Here is a 20,361-nt window from a genome sequence, read left to right as displayed (position 1 = left end):
TGATGCGCCGTCTGGCGCTGGTGTTTGCTTTGTTGATGCCGCTCGCCGCTTCGGCGGGCGAGGCGGAGCCGCTGGCTCATGATCAGGCCCTCGAGGAGCGCGTGATGCAGCTGTCGCACAGCCTGCGCTGTCTCGTTTGCCAAAACCAGTCGATCGCGGAGTCGAATGCGCCCCTGGCGATTGATCTGCGCAACCAGGTGCGCGAGCAATTCCTTGCGGGTAAGGACGAACAGGCCGTCGTCGATTACCTCGTCGCGCGCTACGGCGATTTCGTCTTGTACCTGCCGCCGTTCAAGGGCGTGACGCTGCTGCTGTGGATCGGGCCCGGCTTGCTGCTGATTGCCGGCGCGGGGTGGCTGGGCTGGCGGTTGCGCAAGCGTGCTTCCGAGCCCACCCACAAGCTGACTGCAGAAGAACACGCCCGCGCCATGGCCTTGCTTGAGGGCGGGTCCGATACCTCCGAGGAGTCCCGTTCGTGATCGCTTTCCTGATTCTGGCCACCGTTCTGGTGGCCGGCGCCCTGCTGCTCGTCCTGCCTCCGTTGTTTGGGGCAGGCGCGCGGGCGCGTGCCCACGCAGCGCGCCAGCAGCAAGCGCGCACTGCGCTGATCGTGCTGCGTGAGCAAGTGGCCGAGCTTGAAGCAGAACGCGTCGCCGGCCGCATTCCCGACACCGAGTATCAGCGCTCGCGCGAAGAGCTCGAGGAGCGGGCGCTCGCCGAAGGTGGGGTTGTCGAAGCCGGCGCAGACAACCGGCCGGCTAGGGGCTGGGCGGCTGCCATCATCGTGGTAGTGCCAGCCGTTGCGGTGGCCATCTATCTCGTTCTCGGTTCTCCGAACGGACTCGATCCGGAGCTGGCGAAGCCCCAGCAGGCCGCCGGCCACCAGGTCACTCCGGAGCAGATGGCTGCGATGGTCAAGCAATTGTCGGAACGATTGGTGCGTGAGCCCAACGACCCGCAGGGCTGGCTGATGCTGGGCCGCTCCTATGCCGTCATGCAGGATCTGCGCGGTGCGGCCGAAACCTGGAGCAAGATCGGTTCGAAGATTCCGGACGAGGCCGATGTCCTCGCGGATTGGGCCGACCTGCTCGCCAGCGGTGCCGGACGCAAGTTCGACGGCGATCCTGATCAGCTGATCGCCCGCGCACTCAAGCTCGATCCGAACCACTTCAAGGCGCTGGCCCTGGCCGGTACTTCGGCGTTCCAGCGCGGGGACTACGCGTCGGCGTCCACGCTGTGGGAACGGATCCTGCAAAAAATGGACCCTTCGGAGGGCGTGTACGGCGCGATTCTGGGCAGCATCAACGAGGCGCGGACCAAAGGCGGATTGCCCTTGCTGAACCCCCCGGGAGCCGCACAGGTTGCAGCGATGCCGGGCGCGGCGGGACAGCAGGGACAGGCGGCCGCGCTGACGGTACGGGGCCGTGTGAGCCTTGCTCCGGAACTGGCGGACCAAGCGGGAGCGGACGAGACGGTATTCCTCTTCGCGCGGCCGATGCAGGGGGGCATGCCGCTCGCAGCGATGCGCTTCCGCGTGGGTGATCTGCCGGCTGAATTCGACTTTGCCAATGCTCAACGGATGGCGCAGGGGCCGCTCCCGGCGCAAATCGGCATCGGCGCTCGCGTATCCAAGCAGGGCAGCGCCACGGCCACTGCTGGGGACCTCGAAAGCGCGCCGGTGCTGGTATCTCCGGATGCTTCTGGTGTCACGGTCGTGATCGATCGAGTGCGCAAGTAAGCTTTTTCCGTTGCGAGAAAGGGGCTGCGGCGCGTTGCGCCGCAGCCCCTTTCTTTTGCGCCCTTCTCCGCGACGAACTCATTGATGATCGATACGCGGACGATCTGCGGCGCGCGAGCGCTGCCGGGGCTCATGTGCTCGTGGTGTCTCTCGTCGGCATGTCGACAAGCGACGACGGTCCCGCGCGCGAATCACCTGTTGCGGAGAGGAGGAGAGATCGGCGCAGCGAGCTGCCAAAGAAAAAGCCACCTCCCGTAGGAGGTGGCTCGTCCTAAACTGCCCGGGACAGCGAGGACTTAGTTGACCGGTCGCAGGTGGGCGACGCCGCCGTAACTCCCGATCCACATATCGCCGTCAGGGGTGGTCGTCATCGAGAAGACGGTGTTGTTGAACAGTCCGTCCTCGGCCTTCATCACGCGGAAGGAATTACCTTCCTTCAGCGCGAGACCGTCATTGGTGCCGATCCACAGGCGATTCTTGTTGTCGCGGTGGAGCATGAAGATATGGTTGCCGGGCAGGCCTTCGACCGTCGTGTAGTTGGTCCATTGCTTCCCATCGAAGTGGGCTAGACCGCCGCCCCAGGTGCCGCACCACAGCGAGCCGTCGTCGTCGACAACGAGCGAGATGATGTAGTTCGGATTGTAGGCCTGGTCGATGCCCTCGAGCCCCATTTCGCGCTTCTGTTGCGCGTGGTGCAGCGACTCCTTGGCGGGGTCGCTCTTGTACTCGATGTCCTTCTTGACCTTCTCGTAGTCTGCGCCGACGCCGCGTGAGTGATTCCAGTTTTCCCACTTGCCGTCCGCGAAGCGGGTCATGCCGCCTTCGGTCGCGAGCCAGATCTCACCGTTCTTCCCCTCGGCAAGACCGTAGACCCAATCGTTCGGAAGGCCGCCGTTCGTGTTTTCGACGGTATGCAATTCCCAGGCCGACGGATCCTTGAGCTTGCCGCCACGGACGCGATTGACGCCCGACCACGTCGCGATCCAGACGTCGCCATTGCGCGTTTCGAGCACGTCGTACACGAAAGCGTCGCCCAGACCGTCGGGGATGTTGAAGGTTTCCCAGGTGTTGGTCTTTTCGTCCAGCATCGACATGCCGCCGCCGTAGGTTCCGACGGTGATCTTGCCCTGGATCCGGCCGACGTAGAACATGCCGTTGGACAGCAGCCCAGTCGTGTTGTCGTAGAGCTTGTATTCGTCGCTCCGCGTGTCATAGCGGATCACGCCGCCGGACGTCGCGACCCAGACGACGCCGTTTTCCGCATAGATCTTCTTGACGTTCCGGTTGCCGACGCGGAAATGTGTGAACTTCTCGCTCGGATCAACACCGACCTTGCCTTGATGCACGGTTCCTTGGCCGCCGGCAGGGGCGCCGGCGACTGCGGGGGCCGAGGCTGTGCGCTGCTGCTGACCAAGCGTATAGGCTCCGGCAATCGCGACTGCGCCGACAATTGCGGCTACGGCTGCAACTTTGTAACTCATGCGGCAAAACTCCAGTTGAGAATACGATGCCCGCCCCCGATCAAAGTCTCGGAACGGGAGCGGCAGAATTATTTCTTGGCGATGATTGCGACACCGCGGCGGGTGCCCACCCAGATTTCGCCGTTGGGAGTCGCGGCGACGGCATAGACGTGCGAGTCGAGCAGTCCGTCCTGAGTCGTGAAGGAAGTCCAGTTCTTGCCGTCGAAGCGCGAGACGCCCTTGTCGGTGCCAAACCAGAAGACGCCCTTGTCGTCCTGGACCATCGAGTAGACGATGTTGCCGACGAGACCGTCCTTGCTGTTGTAGTTCTGCCACGTGTTTCCGTCGAATCGGGCTACGCCACCGCCCCAGGTGCCGACCCAGGCGTTACCGGCAGGGTCGATGTGCATCGCGAAGGAGTAATTCGGATTGTAGGTGGGCAAGCCCTGCGCCATGGTCGACAGGTCATGACGGGACCGTGTTCCGAGACCGGTATTGGGTGAGGCGGGAAGCTGATCCGCGTTCGGCGCCCCTAGGCCGTCCTTGTGGGTCCAGGACTTCCATTGCTTGCCGTCGAACATCGACACACCGCCCTCGGTCGCGAACCAGACTCGACCCTTGGCGTCCACGTCGAGACCGTACACCCATTCGTTGATCAACTCCTTGACGTACTTCTTGAACTGCCCGGTCTTGATATTGAATTGATTGACGCCCGCCCAGGTGCCGATCCAGAAGTTGCCGGCCTTATCGTTAGCGAACGAATAGATCCAGTAGTCGGCCAGTCCGTGCATCGGGAAGAAGGTTTTCCACTTGCCGTCCTTGTAGCGCGACACGCCGCCGGCGTTGGTGCCGAACCACTTGTACCCCTCAGTGTCGATACCGACGGCGAAGACGTATTCGTTCGCGAGCCCGTCGTTGCGTGTGAAGGTGTGAAGGGGTTTGCGGGATTTGAGATCGATTTCATGCACGCCGGCAGAGGTACCGACCCACACGGAGTTGCTCTTGCGTTCGACGGCCAGCGCGCGCACGTAAACGAGGTCGCCGACATTGAAGGTCTCGGAGACTTTGTACTCCGATCCGCCGGATTGTGCATGAGCGGAGGGGGTGAGACAGGTGAATGCCAGGCCAATAGCGGCCAGTGTTGTGCGAGCGTGCTGAAGCTTGAAAGTCATCGTTGAAGTGTCCGCAGGTAGGCAATTACGTCGAGAATCTGTTGGTCCCTGAGAATGCCGTTAAAGGACGGCATGACCGTCTTCCCGGTTTTTACCGACATGAGGAGCATCATGTCCGGTTGCATCAGACGTTCTCCGCGGGAGAAATTGGGGGCGTTGGGGATGGCGCTGTTGCCGCCGACCCCGTGGCAGCCGATGCAGTACTGGTTGTAGATCTGCTGCCCTTCGATGACGCTGGCAGCGAGCGCCGGGAGAGGCACCGCCAGCGCAAGGATCAGGAGCTGTATGTAAGGGATTCGACGGAGGCTCATTTACGTGCTCCTTTCTTCTGTGTGCCCAGGATCCCGGCGAGCCGTCCGGCCCAGTAGTCGGCCTTCGCTGGATCGACGGCGAGCCCGTACAGACCTTTTCGGTAGGCACTGGACAACGCTTCTACAGCCTGAACTTCCCCGTATTCCGCCGCCTTGATCAGCATCTGGCCGGCGGTGGGCGAGTTCGAGTCGCCTGCGCCGAGACGCGTGTCGCCGCGGACGTAGGCGAGTGCGAGTGTGATGACGGCGAACCGGTGGTCCTGGGCGGCCGCGGCGTGCATCAGGCGTCCCGCTTCGGCGTCGTCAGGGGCCTTGGCTTCACCTGTGAAATACATCTTGGCAAGCCCATATTGGCCGTCCGGATCGTTTTGGGCAGCCGACATCTTCAGGTATTTAACGGCTTCGTCGTCGAGTTCCGCGTCATCGAGGATTGCGCCGTAGAGTGCCTGCGCGCGAGCATGCCCAGCATCGGCGGCCTTCTTCAGCGGTTCCATGGAACCCACTAGATCGCCCGTGTGATAGGCGTCACGTCCACGCTGATAATCGGCGTCCGCATCGGCATGCGCATTCGCCATGCACGCGATGAGGCTGCATGTCATCAAGATATGCCTAAAAACGGGAACGAGCTTCTCAGTTCCGGGAAGTTTCATGCTTGATTCCTTGTTCAGAGTTGGAGTCGCGGGAGGGATTCTGATGAGAGGATAGATTCTTGCTCATTCCGTACGCTTCAAACTCTTCAAGCTTGCGATACAGGCTGGATAGGCCGATACCCAGCCGCTGTGCAGCGGCGCGACGGTCGCCGCTGGTTTCATCGAGCGTGCGATTGATCACGCTCGCTTCGAATTCGCGTAGCAAATCACGCAGGCATCGCTCGTTAGCAATGGGTGTGCCATGAAATTCTTCGCGTGGGCTGTTGCGCGCGATTTCCGGGGGTAAGTCGTCGACAGTGATGCAATTGTCCTCGGCGAGAATGCAGGCGCGATTGATCACGTTCTCCATCTGACGCACATTGCCCGGCCATGGGTAGCCGAGGAGCAGCCGTTCGACGTCCTCGGCGAGCGTCATGCAGCTGGCAGCGCCGTGCTGCTCTCGGGCGCCTTCGAGAACAAAGCGGATGAGGCTACGGACGTCGTCCTTGCGCTCGCGCAGAGGCGGGATGTGGATGTGGAACATGCTGAGGCGGAAGAACAGGTCTTCGCGGAAGGTGCCTTCCTTGACCATCTGGCTGAGGTCGCGGTTGGTCGCGGCGATGATGCGGCAGTCGACGCGGCGTGATTGTTCGCTCCCCACTGCACGGATTTCCTTTTCCTCGATTGCGTGCAGCAGCTTGGTCTGCATCAGCATCGGGAGTTCGCCGACCTCATCGAGAAACAGGGTGCCGAGATCGGCCTGGAGGAAGAGTCCCTTGCGGGCCTTGTCGGCGCCTGTGAACGCACCCTTCGTATGCCCGAAGAATTCGGCTTCCATCAGGGTCTCGGGGATCGCGCTGCAGTTGACCGGTAGGAAGAGATGATCGCTCCGGCGGCTCAGCTCATGAATCGTTCGTGCGAGAACGCCCTTGCCGGTTCCGGACTCCCCCGTGATCAGCACCGTGCTGTCCGTCGGCGCGACTTTTCCGGCGAGGCGTTCGACGTCGGCCATTGCCGGCGAGACGAAACGGAACTTGGCCGCATCCGCCTTGGCGAATTTCCGCAGCACGCGGTTTTCTTCGCGCAGACCTCGCAGCGCGGCGATTTGCTGGACGCGATGCAGGACCTCCTCCGTGTTGAAGGGTTTGATGATGTAGTCGGATGCCCCCGCCCGCAAGGCTTCGACAGCGGATTCCATGGACGCGAAGGCCGTGACCATGATGAAGTTGGTCTCGACGCCGGATTCCTTGACCGAACGCATCAGGTCGACGCCGTTGCCGTCGGGCATCTTGATATCGCACAGAGCAAGGTCGACGTCCCCCCGCACAAGCTTGGACGCCGCCTCGGTGCAGTTCTTTGCCTCGTCCACCGAATATCCGGCTTGCCTGCATGCTTCGGCAAGGATTTCGCGGACGGCGCGTTCGTCATCGATTACCAGTATATGCATCGAAGTCCCTAATATTGATCGTGCCCGAGTGTCAGGCGGCAGCGGCTGCAACTCTTAGCGGCAGACGGATTCTTGCGGTTGTTCCGATACCGGGAACCGATTCGAGGGTCAGGGAACCGCCGCGATCGTGAATCAATTCGCGACTCAGTGCGAGCCCGAGGCCGGTGCCCTTCCCTGCAGGCTTGGTGGTGAAATATTCGTCGAACACTTTGGCGAGTGTTTCTGCATCGATCCCTCCGGCGTTGTCCGAGATTTCGATGATCGCCTCCTCTTCGGTGGCGACTGTCTTGGCGATAATCAACGCGGGATGGTCCGCCGGCATTTCCTCGAGTGCGTCGGCTGCGTTGATCAGAAGGTTCATCAATACCTGGGTCAGGTGATCGCCGATCGCCCGAACGGCCGGCATTTCTCCGTCCAGCTCGGTGGACAGGGTGATGCGCCGGAAACGTCGGTCGTAGCTCACGAAGGCGCAGGTGTTGCGCACCAATTCGTTGAGATTCAGCAGCTCGGGCTGTTGCGCCTGCGGTCGCGTGAAGTCGGCGATTTGTCGCGTAATGGCCGAAATCCGCTTGGCCTGCTCCAGGATGAGCCCGGGCTGGCACGTCGCGCCGTGGTTCGGACACTGCTGCGTTCGCTGCACCTGGCTGATCGCGCTCGCGACCCCCGTAATCGCTGCAATCGGGTTGTTGATCTCGTGCGCGAGCTGTGCGGCGAGCGAGCCGACCGCAACCATTTTTTCGCGGTGGAACTGTTCGAGTCGGGTGCGTTCGATGTGCCGTTCGCGTTCGCGCAGATCGAGCTGCATCCGGTTGACTGCGTGCATGAGTGTTCCGAGTTCGTCGTTGCGTGTCACGGGAAGCGGGGTGTCGCGGTTGCCTTTAACAATGTCATTGGCATGACTCTCAAGTTTTCGGATGTCCCAAGTCAGCCGACTGAAGAAGATGGCGGTCGCTGCTCCGATAAGGACCAAGCCGATCACGAGCATCGCCAAACTGCTCAGTGTAATGCGATCGTAATTTTCGCGGTACTGATCGAGCAGCTTGAGGCGCCTCGCGTGCGCATTCTTCGTGATGCCGTCGAGTTCGAGGATGAGCTCGTTCAGCGTTGCACGCGTAACGCTGAGTGTTCCCAGCGAGGGCTGTTGGGCGAGATCGCGGACCAGCGCATGGAGCTTTCCGGACAGGATCAGGATCCCCGGATAGCGGGCCTGGATCGCTTCGAGCAGCGAAAGGCTGGCCTCGATTTCGATCATCGACCGAATTGTGGACGGTGTGAGCGTGTCCTCGGAAAAACTCATATTGACCGCAAAAAGGGTTCGCGCCATCGACGTGTTGATTTCCAGCAGCTGCGCCTCGAAGCGATGCGCGGCCTCGAGCTCGTCGACTAGCTTAAGCAGGCTGACGCGCTGAGATTCCGTCGACACCCCGATCAGTAGCGCATACGCGACCATCAGGATAAAGGTGATGATTCCCTTCGAACGCAGGGAAAGGGACTTGCTAACCTTCTCTCCTTGTTCGGGTTCCAGCCGGACGGTTGCGCCGGTGGCGTCGCGATCTTCCAAACTTGCCGTGGTGTCCATTTGTTCTCTCGACCGTCTCTGCCGCGTAAATCCATGCGGTCAGATACACTACGCCTTTGTATGGCCATTTTCGCAAAATGGGAGTGTTGTGGCATCCCGTCAGACGCTGTGAATATAGAGCGCCGCAGCAGCAATACGTTCGACGCTGTAAGGGTACGGATTTTGCGTCAAAAAGCAGGTTGCTCGTTGATGCATGTCACGAGCGCATTAACCGCTTCATGCGAATTGTGATTATTTGGGGAGTGAGTCTTTTATGTGGCGTCGAGTAGCTTTGTGCATGGTGTTGCTGACCGGGATCGCCAACGCGGCGCCGATCGACGACGCGGTCCGCCTTTACGAGACCGGGCAGTACGAGGCTGCGGCAAAACAACTGATCACGCTCGCCGAAGGCGGCAATCCGGTCGCGCAGGAAAAACTGTCGGTACTTTATTTCTACGGGCGAGGCGTTCCGGAGGACGAGGAGCGTGCGCTGCAGTGGGCGCGACGCAGCGCGGAGCAGGGTAACGGCGACGCAATGTACTTCATCGGCAACATGTATGTCTTTGGAGACAAGTTGCCGAAGTCGATCGCGGATCCGGATCAGGAGGCGGCGAAGTGGTATTTCGAAGCGGCACGCCGCAGCGTGCCGGAAGCCGAATATGGGCTTGGCTTGCTGTTCCTGGCAGGGAAGGGAGTCGTTCAGGATCAGGAAGAAGCGATGCGTTGGATCCGCTTGGCAGCTGATCACGGTCACGCCGGTGCGCGCTCTTTCCTTGGGAAATGAGCGACCTCACGCACGACGCATCTGTCGTCCGCGCTGCCGTTTTGCGCATCGGCGGTTAGGCAATCCGTTTCGAATTCTTGGCGCCGACTGGGAGGGGCGATGCGATTTCGGTGGGTAGTAGGCGTCGTTGCCTGGCTGCTGGCAGGCGCGAGTGTCGCGCAAGGGACCGCTGGCGCCTCGGATCCTCGACAGCGGCTGATCGAGCAAAAGATCAGGCTTGTCGAGACGCTGATCAATTCGCCGGCGGGCAAGAACGCTGCGTACGGGCGCGAGGCGGAGTCGGCGGCACTGATCGAAAAGGGACGCCAAGCCATCGACGACGCCCGCCAGGCCTTGGGCGAGGGACGCCACGACGACGCGGCGCGATTGGTCGACGAGGCGTTGCGCTTCGCCTCGAGCGCGTCACGCAAGATGGCGCCTGCTGACGGATCGCTGTCCGAGAGCGCGCAGCGCAAGACCTTGCAGGATCTGGGCGACCAAGTGGAAATGTATCGCAAGTCGCTGAGCGAACTGGCCGGCGACCGCGACAAGGGCGCAGCGGCTCGTGCCTTGTTGGCCAAGATCGATGCCCTAGCCGGCGACTCGCGGCAACTGTCTTCCAGCGGCCGGCTGGGGGATGCGAGCAAGAAGATGGCGGAGGCATACAAGCTCGCCGTCGAGGAAATGTCCCGTTTGCGAGCAGGGCAGGAAGTCGTGCTCTCACTCAAGTTTGACACCCCTGCGGACGAATACGCATATGAGAGAAAGCGCTTTGCCAGCAACGAAATCATGGTGGACATGATGATCGGCGAGGGCCGTGCCGAGGGCGACAAGCGAAAACTGGTGGACGGGTTTCTCGAAGAGGGGCGCCGCCTCGGAGCGCAAGCCGAAGTACAGGCAAACGCCGGCAAGTTCGCGGATGCGGTCAAGGTCATGGAGCAAGCGTCGGCACAGCTCGTCCGGGCCCTCCAGTCCATGGGCCTGCCGGTGTTCTGACAAGGGATTGCGGAATGCTTCGGAAACTGGTCGTTCTCTTCGCTTCGCTGCTCGTGACGGTGACCACGAGCGCCGCCGAGCCGATATCGCTGGCCGGCGCAATCGGCGTCGCGGGTGAGCAGCGCATGCTCTCCCAGCGTTTGGCGAAGGCCTATGTCCAAGCGGGGCTCGATGTCGTTCCTGACGTGGCGCGCGAACAACTGCGCGATTCGATGAACCGGCTCGACGCCAACCTCGTTCGTTTGCGTGCCGTTTCGGCCGAAATTCCCGCTACCGAATTTCCATTGCAGCAACTAGTCCTGCGCGCGGCCTCACTGCGCGAGGCCGCGAGCGTGCCCGTCAGCAAGGACGCGGCGCTGCAGGTCTCTCGACGAAGCCTCGACGTCCTCGACAGCGCAGAGGAACTGGTCGGGATGCTGGAGACCGCTCCGGGCGGACAAGCCGGACATCGCGTCAATCTCGCAGGTCGCCAACGCATGCTATCGCAGCGCTTGGTGAAGGCCTACATGCTGTACTCCTGGGGCGTCGATCGCAGCGCGAGCTTGGCCGAGCTGGAGGATGCAGCACGCGAATTCACTGCGGGCCTGGCAAGGCTTGGCGCGCTACCGGACAACTCGACCGCGATGCGCCAGGAACTGGACGAAATCGCGCTCCAGTGGGAGTGGCTGCAAACGGCATTGTCTGCCGAAGGAGCCAGTTCGTTTCGTCTCGTGGTTGCGGAAGCCGGGGACTCGATCCTGTCCGCTACCGATCGCCTGACCCTCCTCTATGAGCAAGTCGGTAGTCGCTGATAACGGCCGCCAATGGCATTGGAAGACGCAATGAATATCTCCCGGCGCGGATTCATCCAGACTGCGGCATCGCTTGCCGTCGCCTTTCTGTCGCCCCTAAATGCGCTCGCCGCGCCGCCGCGGCAGAAGTTGTTGCGCGCGTCGTCGGTGGAGCAGGCGCTTCGTCCAGGCGGCCGTCTGACCAATTTCTGGGGATTCAATGGCGGCGTCCCGGGTCCCGTCCTGCGCTTCAGAAAGGGTGAGACGGCGCGGCTCCTGCTCCACAATGCCCTTGCTGTCGATACCGCAGTCCATTGGCACGGCATTCGAGTACACAATGCGATGGACGGCGTCCCGTTTGTCACGCAGAACCCCGTACGTTCAGGCGAACAATTTGCGTACGAGTTTGCCGTTCCCGATTCTGGCACCTTCTGGTATCACCCCCATCAATCCAGTTTCGAACAGGTCCCGCGCGGACTGTATGGCGCATTGATCGTCGAGGAGGACCATCCGATCGAGGTCGATCGGGAATGGGTCTGGGTCTTGTCCGACGTTCGCATCGGCGACGACGGACGCCAGGTGGAGGACTTCGGACGCATTCTCGATTTTGCGAATGATGGCCGGCTGGGCAATCAGGTGCTGATCAATGGCAAGGCTGCCGGATCCGATCACTCGTTCGAAGTGCGCAGCGGAGAACGGATCCGCCTTCGTCTGATTAACGCCGCGGCAGCGCGGATTTTTCAGCTCGAGTTGTCGGGCCACGAGATGAAGGTCATTGCCTTCGATGGCCAGGCCGTTGAGCCCCACGTCGTTGAAAGCCTCACGCTTGGTCCCGGCATGCGGGTCGACCTGGTCGTCGACTGCATGCAGGCGCCCGGTTCGCGGCACCTGCTAAACGACGTCAATCGCCGCAGTGCCGGTCCGATCGCCGAGATCGCTTATCGCAACGTCCGCGCGGTCCGCCAGAAACCCTCTTCCGCACCTATCCGTCTCGCCCCCAACGCGCTGCGCGAACCCGACCTCGCAAGCGCGACAGAGCACTACATCATGTTCCAGGGCGGCATGCGGGGAGCTCCGGTCATCGGAATCGTAGACGGAAAGCCCGCGAAGACGCATGAGCTGATGGAAGAGCACGGGCTCGCCTGGACGATGAACTTCACGGCGCGCCACGAGCACGCGCTGATGCACGAGCCTTTCCTGAATCTGCGCGTCGGCGAGCACGTCGTTCTAAAGATGATCAATGAGACGGATTTCATCCATCCCATGCATCTGCACGGGCATTTCTTCCGCGTGATTGCCGTCGATGGCAAGCAGCTGCCCTTGCAGCCGTGGCGCGACACGGTGCTGATGGGGCCGCGGCAGACCGTCGATGTCGCCTTCGTTGCCGACAACCCCGGCGAGTGGATGTTCCATTGTCATATCCTGGATCACGCGGCTGGGGGCATGATGGGAACGATCCAGGTCGGGTGATCGTGTCCGACCTTCGTTAGAGGACCTGTTAGCGGGTAGCGCGCTGCGGGACGGAGAGCGCCCGCCTGACGTCCTGTGCGGAAGCCTCATCGCTCCAGTCGCGTTGCCCGATATTGCGCCCCACGATCCGGCCGCCGGCATCGACGTAAAGGGTCACCGGCAAGGCCGAAACGTCGAGGGCGGACATCGCCTCTCGAGGGGTTGTCGCGATCGGCGTGGGAATCTTGATGCCGTACTTGAGGACGAACTCGCGTACCAGGTTGTGATCGGTGTCGACCGACAGTGCCACGACCGCGACCCCATCCGGTTTGAGATTGGCGGCCAGTCGCTGCAGTGACGCCATCTCGTTACGGCACGGAGGGCACCAGGTTGCCCAGACGTTGATCACGGCTGGCCTCAATCCCGGAGCGTCAAACCGGAATGGCCTGCCATCGAGATTGATGGCCGCGAGCGGCGGCAGAATGGCGGCAGCGGTGGCCGGGCCCGACCCGAAGGACGCGAGCAGAACCAGAGACGCGAGCGCCAGTTTGACGGCTTGATGAAGACGCAGGAGCATGCGTTATTTCAACATCGCCCGGCTGCCACGTCCAATAGTGAGATCAGCTTCGTGAGCGAGTCTCACTGGCGGAACCGACTATTCTTGAAAAGCGTCCCAAGTGCTCGTGAATGGTGAGCCGGGTCAAAATCAGGACACCGACTTCCAATCCGATCAACACGATGGAGATGAGATAGGCGCTCCAGACATAAAGCCCATCGCCGCCCATTGCCCAGAAATCCGACCAGCTTTCCCAGTTCATCGTTGTCCCCTGAAGTGCGCGAGGACCCAGTCACTACTGCGCTCGCGCTTCAAGATTTCGTTTCTGAGGCGCGTCAAAGTTGCTGCTGCGGTATAGGCAAATAGGCCTGACGTCATCACGAAGAGACCGCTTGCGATGATCGAGGTCTCGTCCGTCGGTGCAGACAGGCTGCGGTTCGAGGTGCCGTAATAGAGACTCCAGCGGTACACCGAAAAGTACAGCAAGGGGAGTCCGACGAGCCCCACGAGTGCTAACAGACCGCACGCACGATCGGCGCGCCGGTAATCGTCGATCGTTTCATGCAAAGCGATAAAGCCGAGAAAGAGGAAGAGGACCAGCATCTCTGTCGCGAGTCGCGCTTCCCAGACCCACCAGGTACCCCAGATGGGTTTGCCCCAGAGCGACCCCGTCCAGAGTGCGAGGAACGCGAACAGGGCTCCAGTGGGGGCCAGTGAAGACGCGAGCATGGCCGCGACGCGTTGCTTTCTGAGAAGTCCGTAGGCGGACGCCGCGGCCATCAGGATGTAAATGAGGACGGATATCCACATCGAGGGTTGGTGCAGGAACGCGATCCGAAAATGTTCGCCTTGGTGCGGATCCGAGGGGGCGACTAAGAAGCCCAGAAAAAGACCAATCGCGCACAGCACGGCCGCGCTGCCCGCAAACCACGGGGCAAGACGTCCCGACAGGAGGTATACGCTCTCGGATGTAAGCTGCCAGCCGCGGTGATGATGCGGGGGATCGCAGGATGAAAGGGGCCGACTGAGGGCGGGCATCTTGGTGTGCGTTATTCCGGTATGGGGTTGTAACAGGAAGTTAGCAATCCCTGTGCCCGCCCCGTTTCGCTATGCCAACAGCAAATCGTGCCTTTGCAGCGAGGAGGGAAGAGCATGCTGGTCAATGCTCTGGATCAACGACCTATTCTTACGGAATGTAAGCTCATCTCTGCGCTTTGACCGCTGTCTTTCAGGATTCCCGGAATCAGGAACCCATTCTGTCGCCGTCGAGCCGGCGCAGCAGTGGGTCTCTTCGACGGCGCTTGCGTTCCTGGGCGTGTCAGCCCGGGATATAAATGCCGGCGCTGCGAATGGCCTTAACGAGTTCGCCGGTCGACTGCTCCAGCAACTTGATGCCCGCTTCGAAATCGCCGCGCTTGGCCGCAGCTTCGGCTTCGCCGCGTAGCGAGCCGGCCGATGTGAGGAATTCGCTGACACGCGGGCTCACCGCTTCGCCGCCGAGTTTGTCCTCGAGCAACACCTTGACCAGCATCTTGTGAGTTTCGTTGCGGTCGATTTCGTAGTGATACTCTTCTTCCTTGTTGGCGAAATTCAGCGAGCGGACCAGAGTGTCACCGGAACGCATTGAACTTATCGACGCCTTAGCAAGGAGATAGGCCTGTTCAAGGATCGTGCGGGCATTCGCATACTGCCCAGCGGAGGCCTTCCGCTCGGCATCGGCGATCAGGGCCTCGACCTGATGGCTGCTTGCCTGAGATTCCTTGTTGTTCTTCTCGGTCGCGATCCGCCTTTGCGCGGACAGCAACGCATTGACGCTTTCGAGTTTGTTCTTGTAATCGGTTTCTACCTTCTTAGCGGTGACCGATTCCGGCGCTGCCAAGCGGGCAGCTTCGAACATCATCTTGCTCGCGGCCGACAGAAGCGAGGACGCTTTGGCCAAGTCGCCGGCACTATAGGCGCTCTTGGCTTGCCCGTAGATTTCTTTCGCGCTGTTGCGCTTCTCGATCGCGGCAGTTTCGCCGGACGACTCGATCTGCCGCGCGGCAGTCGATTTTTCGATCAGGGTTCCGACCGACTCGAAGCGTCGTTCGAGTTGCGTACGATCGGGCTCCATCGCCTGCAGTCGCGTGGAAGCGTTTGATGCAGGGGGCGTCTCGGTCTGGGCCACGGTGAGGCCGCTCCCGAGCAGTGCGGTGAAAATCGCTGCATGCCCGAGGAGCCGTGTACAAAAGGGGTATTTCGTCATTACAGACTCCTGGGCATGCGTCGTGACAGCCGTGCGTTATTGCTGGCTGGATGCGGACCGCGCGATCGGGCCGTCCTTCTTCTTCGAGTGGCAGATCCGGCATTCGGATACCGGGAAGGCGACCTTACCGTGGCACACGCCGCACTTCTGCCCAAGCAGGATCGCGGCCATGCTGATCTGGTTCGCGCCCTTCTGGGGGATGAAGATTGCCGGGTGGCAGTTGGAGCAGTCAAGCCACATCGTGTGCTGCTTGTGCGGGTACACGACGTCGGGCATCGAGCCCTTCACTTCACGCACGATGTTGAGGTCCATGACGACCGGTGCCGCATTCGGGTCCAGACGGTCCCAGCGCGGATTGATGGCCTTGTCCTCAAGGGCCTTGACCCAGTTAACGCGGTTGCCTGCATTGCTGCGCGGCAGCGATTCGAACGCGGAGAGCGGCGGCATGAGCGCCGAGGTACCTTCGCCGGTCGGATCGTGGATGCCATCCTGCGTCGGCGGCAGGTTGCGCTGATTCGCCGGCTTCAGCAGACGGTTGAAGCGATTGACGTCGCCTGCCGGCGCGGGTGCTGCAGCAGGTGCCGCGGCGGGAGCAGGCGCTGCAGCCGCGGCCTTGGTCTTTGCGTCCTGGGCGATCGCGGGAGTCGATCCGAGCAACGCGGCTGCGAAGAAGGGCAGAAGCAGGGTTGGGATACGGCGGATCATTTCTTACCCCCGACAGGAATGGCCAGTTTCTGGATCGTGCTTTCGTGCACTTGCGTGGGAGTGTTGGGCTTGCCCGAATGGCACAGGTCGCAGTTTTCGACCGACCAGGCAATTTCCCCGTTGTGACAGGCGCCGCAGAATTGACCGTCGATGATCTTCAGCATCGTGATTTCATTGCCACCCGCCTTGAACTGGAAGCCAAGGTCGGCATGGCAGACCTTGCAGCGGAAACGGATACGGTGGAACCAGTGCGGGAAGATGGCCGGACGCATGCCTGCCGCGTCGGCATAATTGTTGATGACCACGTCACCGTATTCGGCTCGGCTGTCGATAGGTGCCCAAAGCGCCACGGCCATCACTGCGAAAAACAGTGCGGCGAGTCCGCGACGGACACTTGTTGCCCACGGGAACTGCTTCATAGTTCAACCCTCTTCATTACGTGAACCTTCCTGCCAACCAAAATGCCCGAGATTCCAATGGTTGACAACCATGCCTATGCACACAGTCTCGCCCGCGACTGAGAAGACGTTGCGAGCGTTCATGCTGCAGCGCTGGCTGTCCTGAGACTGTGCTTCGCGTTCTTTGCTGCAGTGCGTCGGAGTGCTTTCGTAAGCAACATCCATGCCCGTAATTAGGAAATTTAGCCTGACGCAAAGACTTTGAAACATAAATCAAATTACGTCTGCATGTTTCCGGGGCGCGGCGGAATCCCTATTATCGGAAAGGCAAATTCCCGAAAGCGGGAATGAGACGCAGGCGGTTGGTTCACCGCAGCAAAATGGACTTCGCAGAGGGCATATCAACGAGATTCAGCGGCGGTGGCGGGTGGCGCGACGCTCACGCTCATCTCGGGACGAAGGCGGTCTCGCCATTTTGCAAGTGCCGCTTCGGCGCTATCCCGAAATGGATCATCCCCCTTGGCGCGGTGCACATAGGTTTGCATCGCGCCCATCGCGCTGCGAAGGTCGCCTTGGCCTTCGAGGGCGACCGCCAACCCGTAGTAGGCGTTCATCTGGTCTCGTCGCAGTTCGATCGCCGTATCGAAGAAGCTCGCGGCGTCACGCCAGCGCTCGAGGCCGATGAGAGCGAAGCCCATGTTGACATGCGCTTCGGGCAGTTGGGGGGCCAGCTTGAGTACCTGGTGGAAAGCGGTCAGCGCGTAGTCGTACTGGCCCATCTGAAGCATCGTCACACCCTGAGCAAATCGCGTCTGCACTTCCGCAGCTTGCGCTGCTGTTGCCATAGATGGGCGCGGCCGAAGTCTCACCAGATCGTTGAAGCGTAGCGAATCGGAGCGAGTTTGTGGCTGGCTCGACGGGCGCAAGGTCAGGGCGAACCCCAGTACGACAATTGCGACGACCGTGATGATCAACGCACGGCGGCGAATGTCGCGGCGGCGGGGGGAGCCGTTTCCGGCCGGAATTGCGATAGACATAATTTAACAGTGCGAGGCAGGGTGAGAAGTGCGAAAGAACAGATCCCGAGAATCGCGACAGCACCTCCGGTTCCAACCGTAGCAGCAGCGAGGGTTGCCGACAAGTCGGCGCCGTGAGAGTCAAATCCGACCTTGCGCGGAGCTCCGAGCCAACCGCTCCATGCGAGTCCGCAGATTAGCGTGACTATTCCGATTGTGTATAGCTGGATGCTGCGCAGGCCTCGGCCGAAACCACCCTGTGCCGGCAAACGGGGCGATACGCGGATCAATGCGGCGGCCATCTGCGCCAAGGTAAACGCACCGATCGTACCGTGATAGTGGGCGGGGATTATCGTCGTTTGGCTAGTGATCAGAAGCCCCGCGATGATTCCGACCACGAAGAGCGCGATCGACGCCAGCAGTGCCACCTGCCGCTTTGCTGCAGGATGCAGGAGGAGGCTGGCAGCCAGCAGCAGCGGCGCGGGCCAGTTCGCATACCGCATTAGCTGCGTATGGAAGCTATGCAGAGATTCGGCGTCAAGTTGGCCGGACAACAGCAATAAAGGCGCGACAGTTGCGGGAAGTGAGGCAGCGCAGAATAGGCCGACCGCGAATCGGCGTGGGAGAGGAGAGCGCTCCCGCTGCTCGGCAAGCCGCAGCCAGATTGCCATCAGCAAGGTGATGTAGCCGAACTGCAGGATGTGTCCCGCGCCCCACAGGGCGTCTGGAAGGGATATGTGGCGGAGCCAGCCGGCGACCAAGTAGATGAGTGCCATCAGGAACGGCCACCGCGCGATTGCGAATCCCCATCCGGCGGCATCGCGGGGGCGCGTCAGCGATAGCAGGCTCGAAGCGATGCCCCCTCCTGCGAATACGGCAAGACATACAAGAAAGCCAGTCGCATCGACGTAAGGAATGTAGTTCGCAAGCACGGGAGCACCTGCGGTAGCAAAACCTTGCCAAACCACGCCCGCCATACCCGCCGAGGAGACCGTCAGGATCACAGTTGCGGCCCTGTGTCGGGACTGCGGTAAGGTTTCCGTCCAGAGCGCGTTCGCCATCGCCAGATACCATATTGTAGTCGCGAGATTTACGTGCACGACCAAGGCGCGCGGAAAAGCATTCGGGGCGACCAAGGCGGTAAGCACGGGAGTCCTGGCAAGAACTAGAAAAATGGCTGCAAGAGCCGCAAGGCCGAGCGCACTTATGGCAAGCAGAAGCCAGTACTGGGATACCTTCGGTGGCGATTGAAGTCCGGAAGACATCAAATGGCCCCCTGATGCGCGGCCTGGGAAATGAAGGGCACGCCAAAGAAGGTCAGGAAGGCCGTGACGAAGACCATAAGGATCATCGTTGCATGGGCCTGTGGCGATACTCTAAAGGTGACCCGTGCGTGCAGTGTGAAGGCCACCGTCAGCCAGGTGATGAAGGCCCACGTTTCGAGTGGATCCCACGCCCAATAACGTCCCCACGCATCCTGTGCCCAGATCGCGCCTGCGATCAACATCAGGGTATGGAAGATCAGTCCGATCGCCATACACCTGAACGCGAGCTCGTCAAGCTGTCTGTCCGGCGGCAACTGCTGAAAGCGTGAGACGCCGATTCCCGCCCGGCGCAGCAGAATGACGCACGACAGGCCAACCGCGACCAGGACAGCGCCTAGAAACACTTTTCCGAGACCGATGTGGATGAACAGCCACGGCGTAGTGTAGGTCGGCGGGAAGTGGCCTTCGCCTGGGTGCGCCAGCATTAGCCACCCGAGCATGATGAACATCAGCGGCATGACGACCGCCGCCGAACCGCGAATCCGAGGGATGCGCCAATAGGCGATCAGATAGGCGAGCATCAGGCTCCACACGTTAGAGCACAGGATCTCGAACATCGTTATGAATGGCCCGTGGCCTAATCTCTCCCAACGCAGTGCGATGGAGAGCGTTTGCAGGCCGAGGCCGCAGGCGATTAATCCGAGTATGGTTCTTTCGCGGCGTTTTCCCAGTACGAGGGTCACTACGGCCAACGTGCCGCCGACGACATACGCGACGACTGCGGCCCAGAGGATTTGGAGTTCCGTTTCCATGCGATCTATTCGTCCCAACGTCTTACTGAGAATTTTTGCCAGAAGTGGCAGGCGAGGCTGGCTACCGCAAGAGCGCATGCGGAGAATAGCCAAGGCAAGGTCCAGTCGTAGAACACCTTGTAGCCCATCCAACTGCGCAATCCTTCGAAAACCAGAACACCGTCGCCGACACGGACAGAACCGCCCGGCTGCATTTCGTAGCGTTCTTGGCCGATGCGCGCCACCAACTTGTAGTTCTTGGGAAGGCGGAAGCGAGTATGGTCTTCCGCGTCAAGGACGACTTCATCGATGTCGAGCATAATCCAGATTGACACTGTGGCTCCGGGCGGCGTCCATTCAGCCGCCTGGCTGTATTGCAGCATTGGGAACGGGGGAAGCTGCACCGATCCCTGAACCGTTGGGCCACCATCCGGTTTCCAGGTGAATACTGGAGCAAACCCTTTGTTGTGGGTCGTATAGAAACGGTAGCCTTCAATTATTAAGGCTTCCTGATCGCCGATTTCGGCGTCCCGCCACCGGCCGTCCGTTCCGAGCCACGCGACTTGGTTGCGCGTGGGCCCTCTGTGCAGCCCGGGTTCGTAGTCGATGCTAAAGCCCTTGCTGATGAAACGAACTGATGCAAGGTTGCCGTTATGCCAAGGCCCGTGCGCAGCATCAATCAGCGTCCCGTCGAATATAGCCCCATCCGTCACGCCGACATGACCCGTAAGGTAGGTCAGCCGTCCCGCCGCAACAAGTATTAGCAGTGCAACGAGGCTGAGGTGAAAAACGAGCAATGCTGTCTGGCGACGGAAGACTGCGTTGGTTGCGACTGCCGCGACCAAATTGGCCGCGAGCAGCAGCAGGGGAATCACGACCGGCCACGTTCTAGCCTCGCTTAGCTGGTACGCGATCACAATCCCGCAGGCAAGCAGTGCGAACAGTATCAGCGTCAGTCGTAGCGATGCTAGGCGGCGCATCAGCCCGACTACAGCCCTGTATTTGTCGGCCAGGTTGATTGTTATGCCACCGGAAGCGGCTCCAGTGGCGACATCCTTGCGATTCACTTGCTCATCCTAACAACCGGGGCCC

The 20,361-nt window shown here is 61.0% G+C and carries 22 protein-coding genes; 6 read left to right on the top strand and 16 right to left on the bottom strand.

Annotated features, from left to right (window positions below; all coding sequences use genetic code 11):
• The first annotated feature begins 2 nt into the window (after positions 1 to 2).
• Both VJ673_RS07330 and ccmI read left to right on the top strand, forming a co-directional pair.
• Complete coding sequence (locus tag VJ673_RS07330; RefSeq protein WP_414635639.1) at positions 3 to 479, top strand: cytochrome c-type biogenesis protein; 477 nt, start codon at positions 3 to 5, stop codon at positions 477 to 479.
• A complete protein-coding gene (ccmI, locus tag VJ673_RS07325; protein WP_324125405.1) occupies positions 476 to 1,738 on the top strand; it encodes a c-type cytochrome biogenesis protein CcmI in 1,263 nt (420 codons plus the stop codon). Before VJ673_RS07330 ends, ccmI begins: the two co-directional genes overlap by 4 nt.
• Positions 1,739 to 2,034: 296 nt before the next feature.
• On the opposite strand, the gene VJ673_RS07320 is transcribed toward ccmI, so the two are convergent.
• The 6 genes from VJ673_RS07320 to VJ673_RS07295 all read right to left on the bottom strand — a co-directional run bounded on the left by VJ673_RS07320 (position 2,035) and on the right by VJ673_RS07295 (position 8,336).
• A complete protein-coding gene (locus VJ673_RS07320) occupies positions 2,035 to 3,219 on the bottom strand; it encodes a ligand-binding sensor domain-containing protein (protein WP_324125404.1) in 1,185 nt (394 codons plus the stop codon).
• Between the two features lie 68 nt (positions 3,220 to 3,287).
• Positions 3,288 to 4,370 (bottom strand): ligand-binding sensor domain-containing protein, encoded by a 1,083-nt coding sequence (locus tag VJ673_RS07315; protein ID WP_324125403.1) that lies wholly within the window; start codon positions 4,368 to 4,370, stop codon positions 3,288 to 3,290.
• A complete protein-coding gene (locus tag VJ673_RS07310; RefSeq protein ID WP_324125402.1) occupies positions 4,367 to 4,681 on the bottom strand; it encodes a c-type cytochrome in 315 nt (104 codons plus the stop codon). The genes VJ673_RS07315 and VJ673_RS07310 overlap by 4 nt, the downstream gene beginning before the upstream one ends.
• Positions 4,678 to 5,331: a tetratricopeptide repeat protein gene (locus VJ673_RS07305; protein ID WP_324125401.1), complete on the bottom strand. Its 654-nt coding sequence runs from the start codon at positions 5,329 to 5,331 to the stop codon at positions 4,678 to 4,680. Before VJ673_RS07305 ends, VJ673_RS07310 begins: the two co-directional genes overlap by 4 nt.
• Entirely contained in the window at positions 5,312 to 6,757 is a 1,446-nt protein-coding gene (locus tag VJ673_RS07300; protein ID WP_324125399.1) for a sigma-54-dependent transcriptional regulator, read from the bottom strand. Before VJ673_RS07300 ends, VJ673_RS07305 begins: the two co-directional genes overlap by 20 nt.
• 31 nt (positions 6,758 to 6,788) lie before the next feature.
• Positions 6,789 to 8,336 carry a sensor histidine kinase gene (locus tag VJ673_RS07295; protein WP_324125398.1) on the bottom strand — a complete coding sequence of 516 codons (1,548 nt, stop codon included), beginning with the start codon at positions 8,334 to 8,336 and terminating at the stop codon, positions 6,789 to 6,791.
• 277 nt (positions 8,337 to 8,613) lie between these two features.
• On the opposite strand from VJ673_RS07295, the gene VJ673_RS07290 reads away from it, so the two are divergent.
• From VJ673_RS07290 to VJ673_RS07275, 4 genes are all read left to right on the top strand, one after another.
• Positions 8,614 to 9,099, top strand: a complete 486-nt coding sequence (locus tag VJ673_RS07290; protein WP_324125397.1) for a tetratricopeptide repeat protein — start codon at positions 8,614 to 8,616, stop codon at positions 9,097 to 9,099.
• Between the two features lie 99 nt (positions 9,100 to 9,198).
• Positions 9,199 to 10,074 (top strand): hypothetical protein, encoded by an 876-nt coding sequence (locus tag VJ673_RS07285; protein WP_324125396.1) that lies wholly within the window; start codon positions 9,199 to 9,201, stop codon positions 10,072 to 10,074.
• A gap of 14 nt (positions 10,075 to 10,088) precedes the next feature.
• On the top strand, positions 10,089 to 10,865 hold the full coding sequence (locus tag VJ673_RS07280; protein WP_324125395.1) for a type IV pili methyl-accepting chemotaxis transducer N-terminal domain-containing protein: 777 nt from the start codon (positions 10,089 to 10,091) through the stop codon (positions 10,863 to 10,865).
• 30 nt (positions 10,866 to 10,895) lie between these two features.
• Positions 10,896 to 12,314 (top strand): multicopper oxidase family protein, encoded by a 1,419-nt coding sequence (locus VJ673_RS07275; RefSeq protein ID WP_324125394.1) that lies wholly within the window; start codon positions 10,896 to 10,898, stop codon positions 12,312 to 12,314.
• A gap of 28 nt (positions 12,315 to 12,342) precedes the next feature.
• Here VJ673_RS07275 and VJ673_RS07270 read toward each other — a convergent pair whose 3' ends face one another.
• The 10 genes from VJ673_RS07270 to VJ673_RS07225 form a co-directional block, all read right to left on the bottom strand.
• Complete coding sequence (locus VJ673_RS07270; RefSeq protein WP_324125393.1) at positions 12,343 to 12,870, bottom strand: TlpA family protein disulfide reductase; 528 nt, start codon at positions 12,868 to 12,870, stop codon at positions 12,343 to 12,345.
• Between the two features lie 43 nt (positions 12,871 to 12,913).
• The gene (gene ccmD, locus VJ673_RS07265; RefSeq protein ID WP_324125392.1) at positions 12,914 to 13,111 is read right to left on the bottom strand and encodes a heme exporter protein CcmD; all 198 of its coding nucleotides are present in this window, start codon (positions 13,109 to 13,111) and stop codon (positions 12,914 to 12,916) included.
• Positions 13,108 to 13,887 carry a cytochrome c biogenesis protein CcsA gene (gene ccsA, locus VJ673_RS07260; RefSeq protein WP_324125391.1) on the bottom strand — a complete coding sequence of 260 codons (780 nt, stop codon included), beginning with the start codon at positions 13,885 to 13,887 and terminating at the stop codon, positions 13,108 to 13,110. Before ccsA (VJ673_RS07260) ends, ccmD begins: the two co-directional genes overlap by 4 nt.
• A gap of 280 nt (positions 13,888 to 14,167) precedes the next feature.
• Positions 14,168 to 15,094, bottom strand: a complete 927-nt coding sequence (locus tag VJ673_RS07255; protein ID WP_324125390.1) for a hypothetical protein — start codon at positions 15,092 to 15,094, stop codon at positions 14,168 to 14,170.
• A 36-nt stretch (positions 15,095 to 15,130) separates the two neighbouring features.
• Positions 15,131 to 15,799 (bottom strand): c(7)-type cytochrome triheme domain-containing protein, encoded by a 669-nt coding sequence (locus VJ673_RS07250; protein ID WP_324125389.1) that lies wholly within the window; start codon positions 15,797 to 15,799, stop codon positions 15,131 to 15,133.
• Positions 15,796 to 16,218 (bottom strand): c(7)-type cytochrome triheme domain-containing protein, encoded by a 423-nt coding sequence (locus VJ673_RS07245; RefSeq protein ID WP_324125388.1) that lies wholly within the window; start codon positions 16,216 to 16,218, stop codon positions 15,796 to 15,798. Before VJ673_RS07245 ends, VJ673_RS07250 begins: the two co-directional genes overlap by 4 nt.
• A gap of 380 nt (positions 16,219 to 16,598) precedes the next feature.
• Positions 16,599 to 17,171, bottom strand: coding sequence for a tetratricopeptide repeat protein (locus VJ673_RS07240; protein ID WP_324125387.1), 573 nt, complete (start codon positions 17,169 to 17,171; stop codon positions 16,599 to 16,601).
• Positions 17,168 to 18,478 (bottom strand): hypothetical protein, encoded by a 1,311-nt coding sequence (locus VJ673_RS07235; protein WP_324125386.1) that lies wholly within the window; start codon positions 18,476 to 18,478, stop codon positions 17,168 to 17,170. The genes VJ673_RS07240 and VJ673_RS07235 overlap by 4 nt, the downstream gene beginning before the upstream one ends.
• Positions 18,478 to 19,290 (bottom strand): cytochrome c biogenesis protein CcsA, encoded by an 813-nt coding sequence (gene ccsA / locus VJ673_RS07230; RefSeq protein WP_324125385.1) that lies wholly within the window; start codon positions 19,288 to 19,290, stop codon positions 18,478 to 18,480. The genes VJ673_RS07235 and ccsA (VJ673_RS07230) overlap by 1 nt, the downstream gene beginning before the upstream one ends.
• Before the next feature lie 5 nt (positions 19,291 to 19,295).
• Positions 19,296 to 20,336 carry a cytochrome c biogenesis ResB family protein gene (locus VJ673_RS07225; RefSeq protein WP_324125384.1) on the bottom strand — a complete coding sequence of 347 codons (1,041 nt, stop codon included), beginning with the start codon at positions 20,334 to 20,336 and terminating at the stop codon, positions 19,296 to 19,298.
• Positions 20,337 to 20,361 lie beyond the last annotated feature (25 nt).

The organism is Aromatoleum sp., assembly GCF_035254505.1.
Lineage (GTDB): Bacteria > Pseudomonadota > Gammaproteobacteria > Burkholderiales > Rhodocyclaceae > Aromatoleum.
Note: the sequence above shows the minus strand (reverse complement) of the source record. Positions and strands in the feature narration are given on the sequence as shown.

What these genes read in the sequence shown, in the direction of transcription:
- VJ673_RS07250 (WP_324125389.1), bottom strand. Translation starts at nt 15,799, where the DNA reads ATGATCCGCCGTATCCCAACCCTGCTTCTGCCCTTCTTCGCAGCCGCG.
- VJ673_RS07330 (WP_414635639.1), top strand. Translation starts at nt 3, where the DNA reads ATGCGCCGTCTGGCGCTGGTGTTTGCTTTGTTGATGCCGCTCGCCGCT.
- VJ673_RS07275 (WP_324125394.1), top strand. Translation starts at nt 10,896, where the DNA reads ATGAATATCTCCCGGCGCGGATTCATCCAGACTGCGGCATCGCTTGCC.
- VJ673_RS07280 (WP_324125395.1), top strand. Translation starts at nt 10,089, where the DNA reads ATGCTTCGGAAACTGGTCGTTCTCTTCGCTTCGCTGCTCGTGACGGTG.
- VJ673_RS07310 (WP_324125402.1), bottom strand. Translation starts at nt 4,681, where the DNA reads ATGAGCCTCCGTCGAATCCCTTACATACAGCTCCTGATCCTTGCGCTG.
- VJ673_RS07270 (WP_324125393.1), bottom strand. Translation starts at nt 12,870, where the DNA reads ATGCTCCTGCGTCTTCATCAAGCCGTCAAACTGGCGCTCGCGTCTCTG.
- ccsA (WP_324125385.1), bottom strand. Translation starts at nt 19,290, where the DNA reads ATGGAAACGGAACTCCAAATCCTCTGGGCCGCAGTCGTCGCGTATGTC.
- VJ673_RS07235 (WP_324125386.1), bottom strand. Translation starts at nt 18,478, where the DNA reads ATGTCTTCCGGACTTCAATCGCCACCGAAGGTATCCCAGTACTGGCTT.
- ccmD (WP_324125392.1), bottom strand. Translation starts at nt 13,111, where the DNA reads ATGAACTGGGAAAGCTGGTCGGATTTCTGGGCAATGGGCGGCGATGGG.
- VJ673_RS07295 (WP_324125398.1), bottom strand. Translation starts at nt 8,336, where the DNA reads ATGGACACCACGGCAAGTTTGGAAGATCGCGACGCCACCGGCGCAACC.
- VJ673_RS07255 (WP_324125390.1), bottom strand. Translation starts at nt 15,094, where the DNA reads ATGACGAAATACCCCTTTTGTACACGGCTCCTCGGGCATGCAGCGATT.
- VJ673_RS07315 (WP_324125403.1), bottom strand. Translation starts at nt 4,370, where the DNA reads ATGACTTTCAAGCTTCAGCACGCTCGCACAACACTGGCCGCTATTGGC.
- VJ673_RS07245 (WP_324125388.1), bottom strand. Translation starts at nt 16,218, where the DNA reads ATGAAGCAGTTCCCGTGGGCAACAAGTGTCCGTCGCGGACTCGCCGCA.
- VJ673_RS07300 (WP_324125399.1), bottom strand. Translation starts at nt 6,757, where the DNA reads ATGCATATACTGGTAATCGATGACGAACGCGCCGTCCGCGAAATCCTT.
- VJ673_RS07285 (WP_324125396.1), top strand. Translation starts at nt 9,199, where the DNA reads ATGCGATTTCGGTGGGTAGTAGGCGTCGTTGCCTGGCTGCTGGCAGGC.
- VJ673_RS07290 (WP_324125397.1), top strand. Translation starts at nt 8,614, where the DNA reads ATGGTGTTGCTGACCGGGATCGCCAACGCGGCGCCGATCGACGACGCG.
- VJ673_RS07320 (WP_324125404.1), bottom strand. Translation starts at nt 3,219, where the DNA reads ATGAGTTACAAAGTTGCAGCCGTAGCCGCAATTGTCGGCGCAGTCGCG.
- VJ673_RS07305 (WP_324125401.1), bottom strand. Translation starts at nt 5,331, where the DNA reads ATGAAACTTCCCGGAACTGAGAAGCTCGTTCCCGTTTTTAGGCATATC.
- ccsA (WP_324125391.1), bottom strand. Translation starts at nt 13,887, where the DNA reads ATGCCCGCCCTCAGTCGGCCCCTTTCATCCTGCGATCCCCCGCATCAT.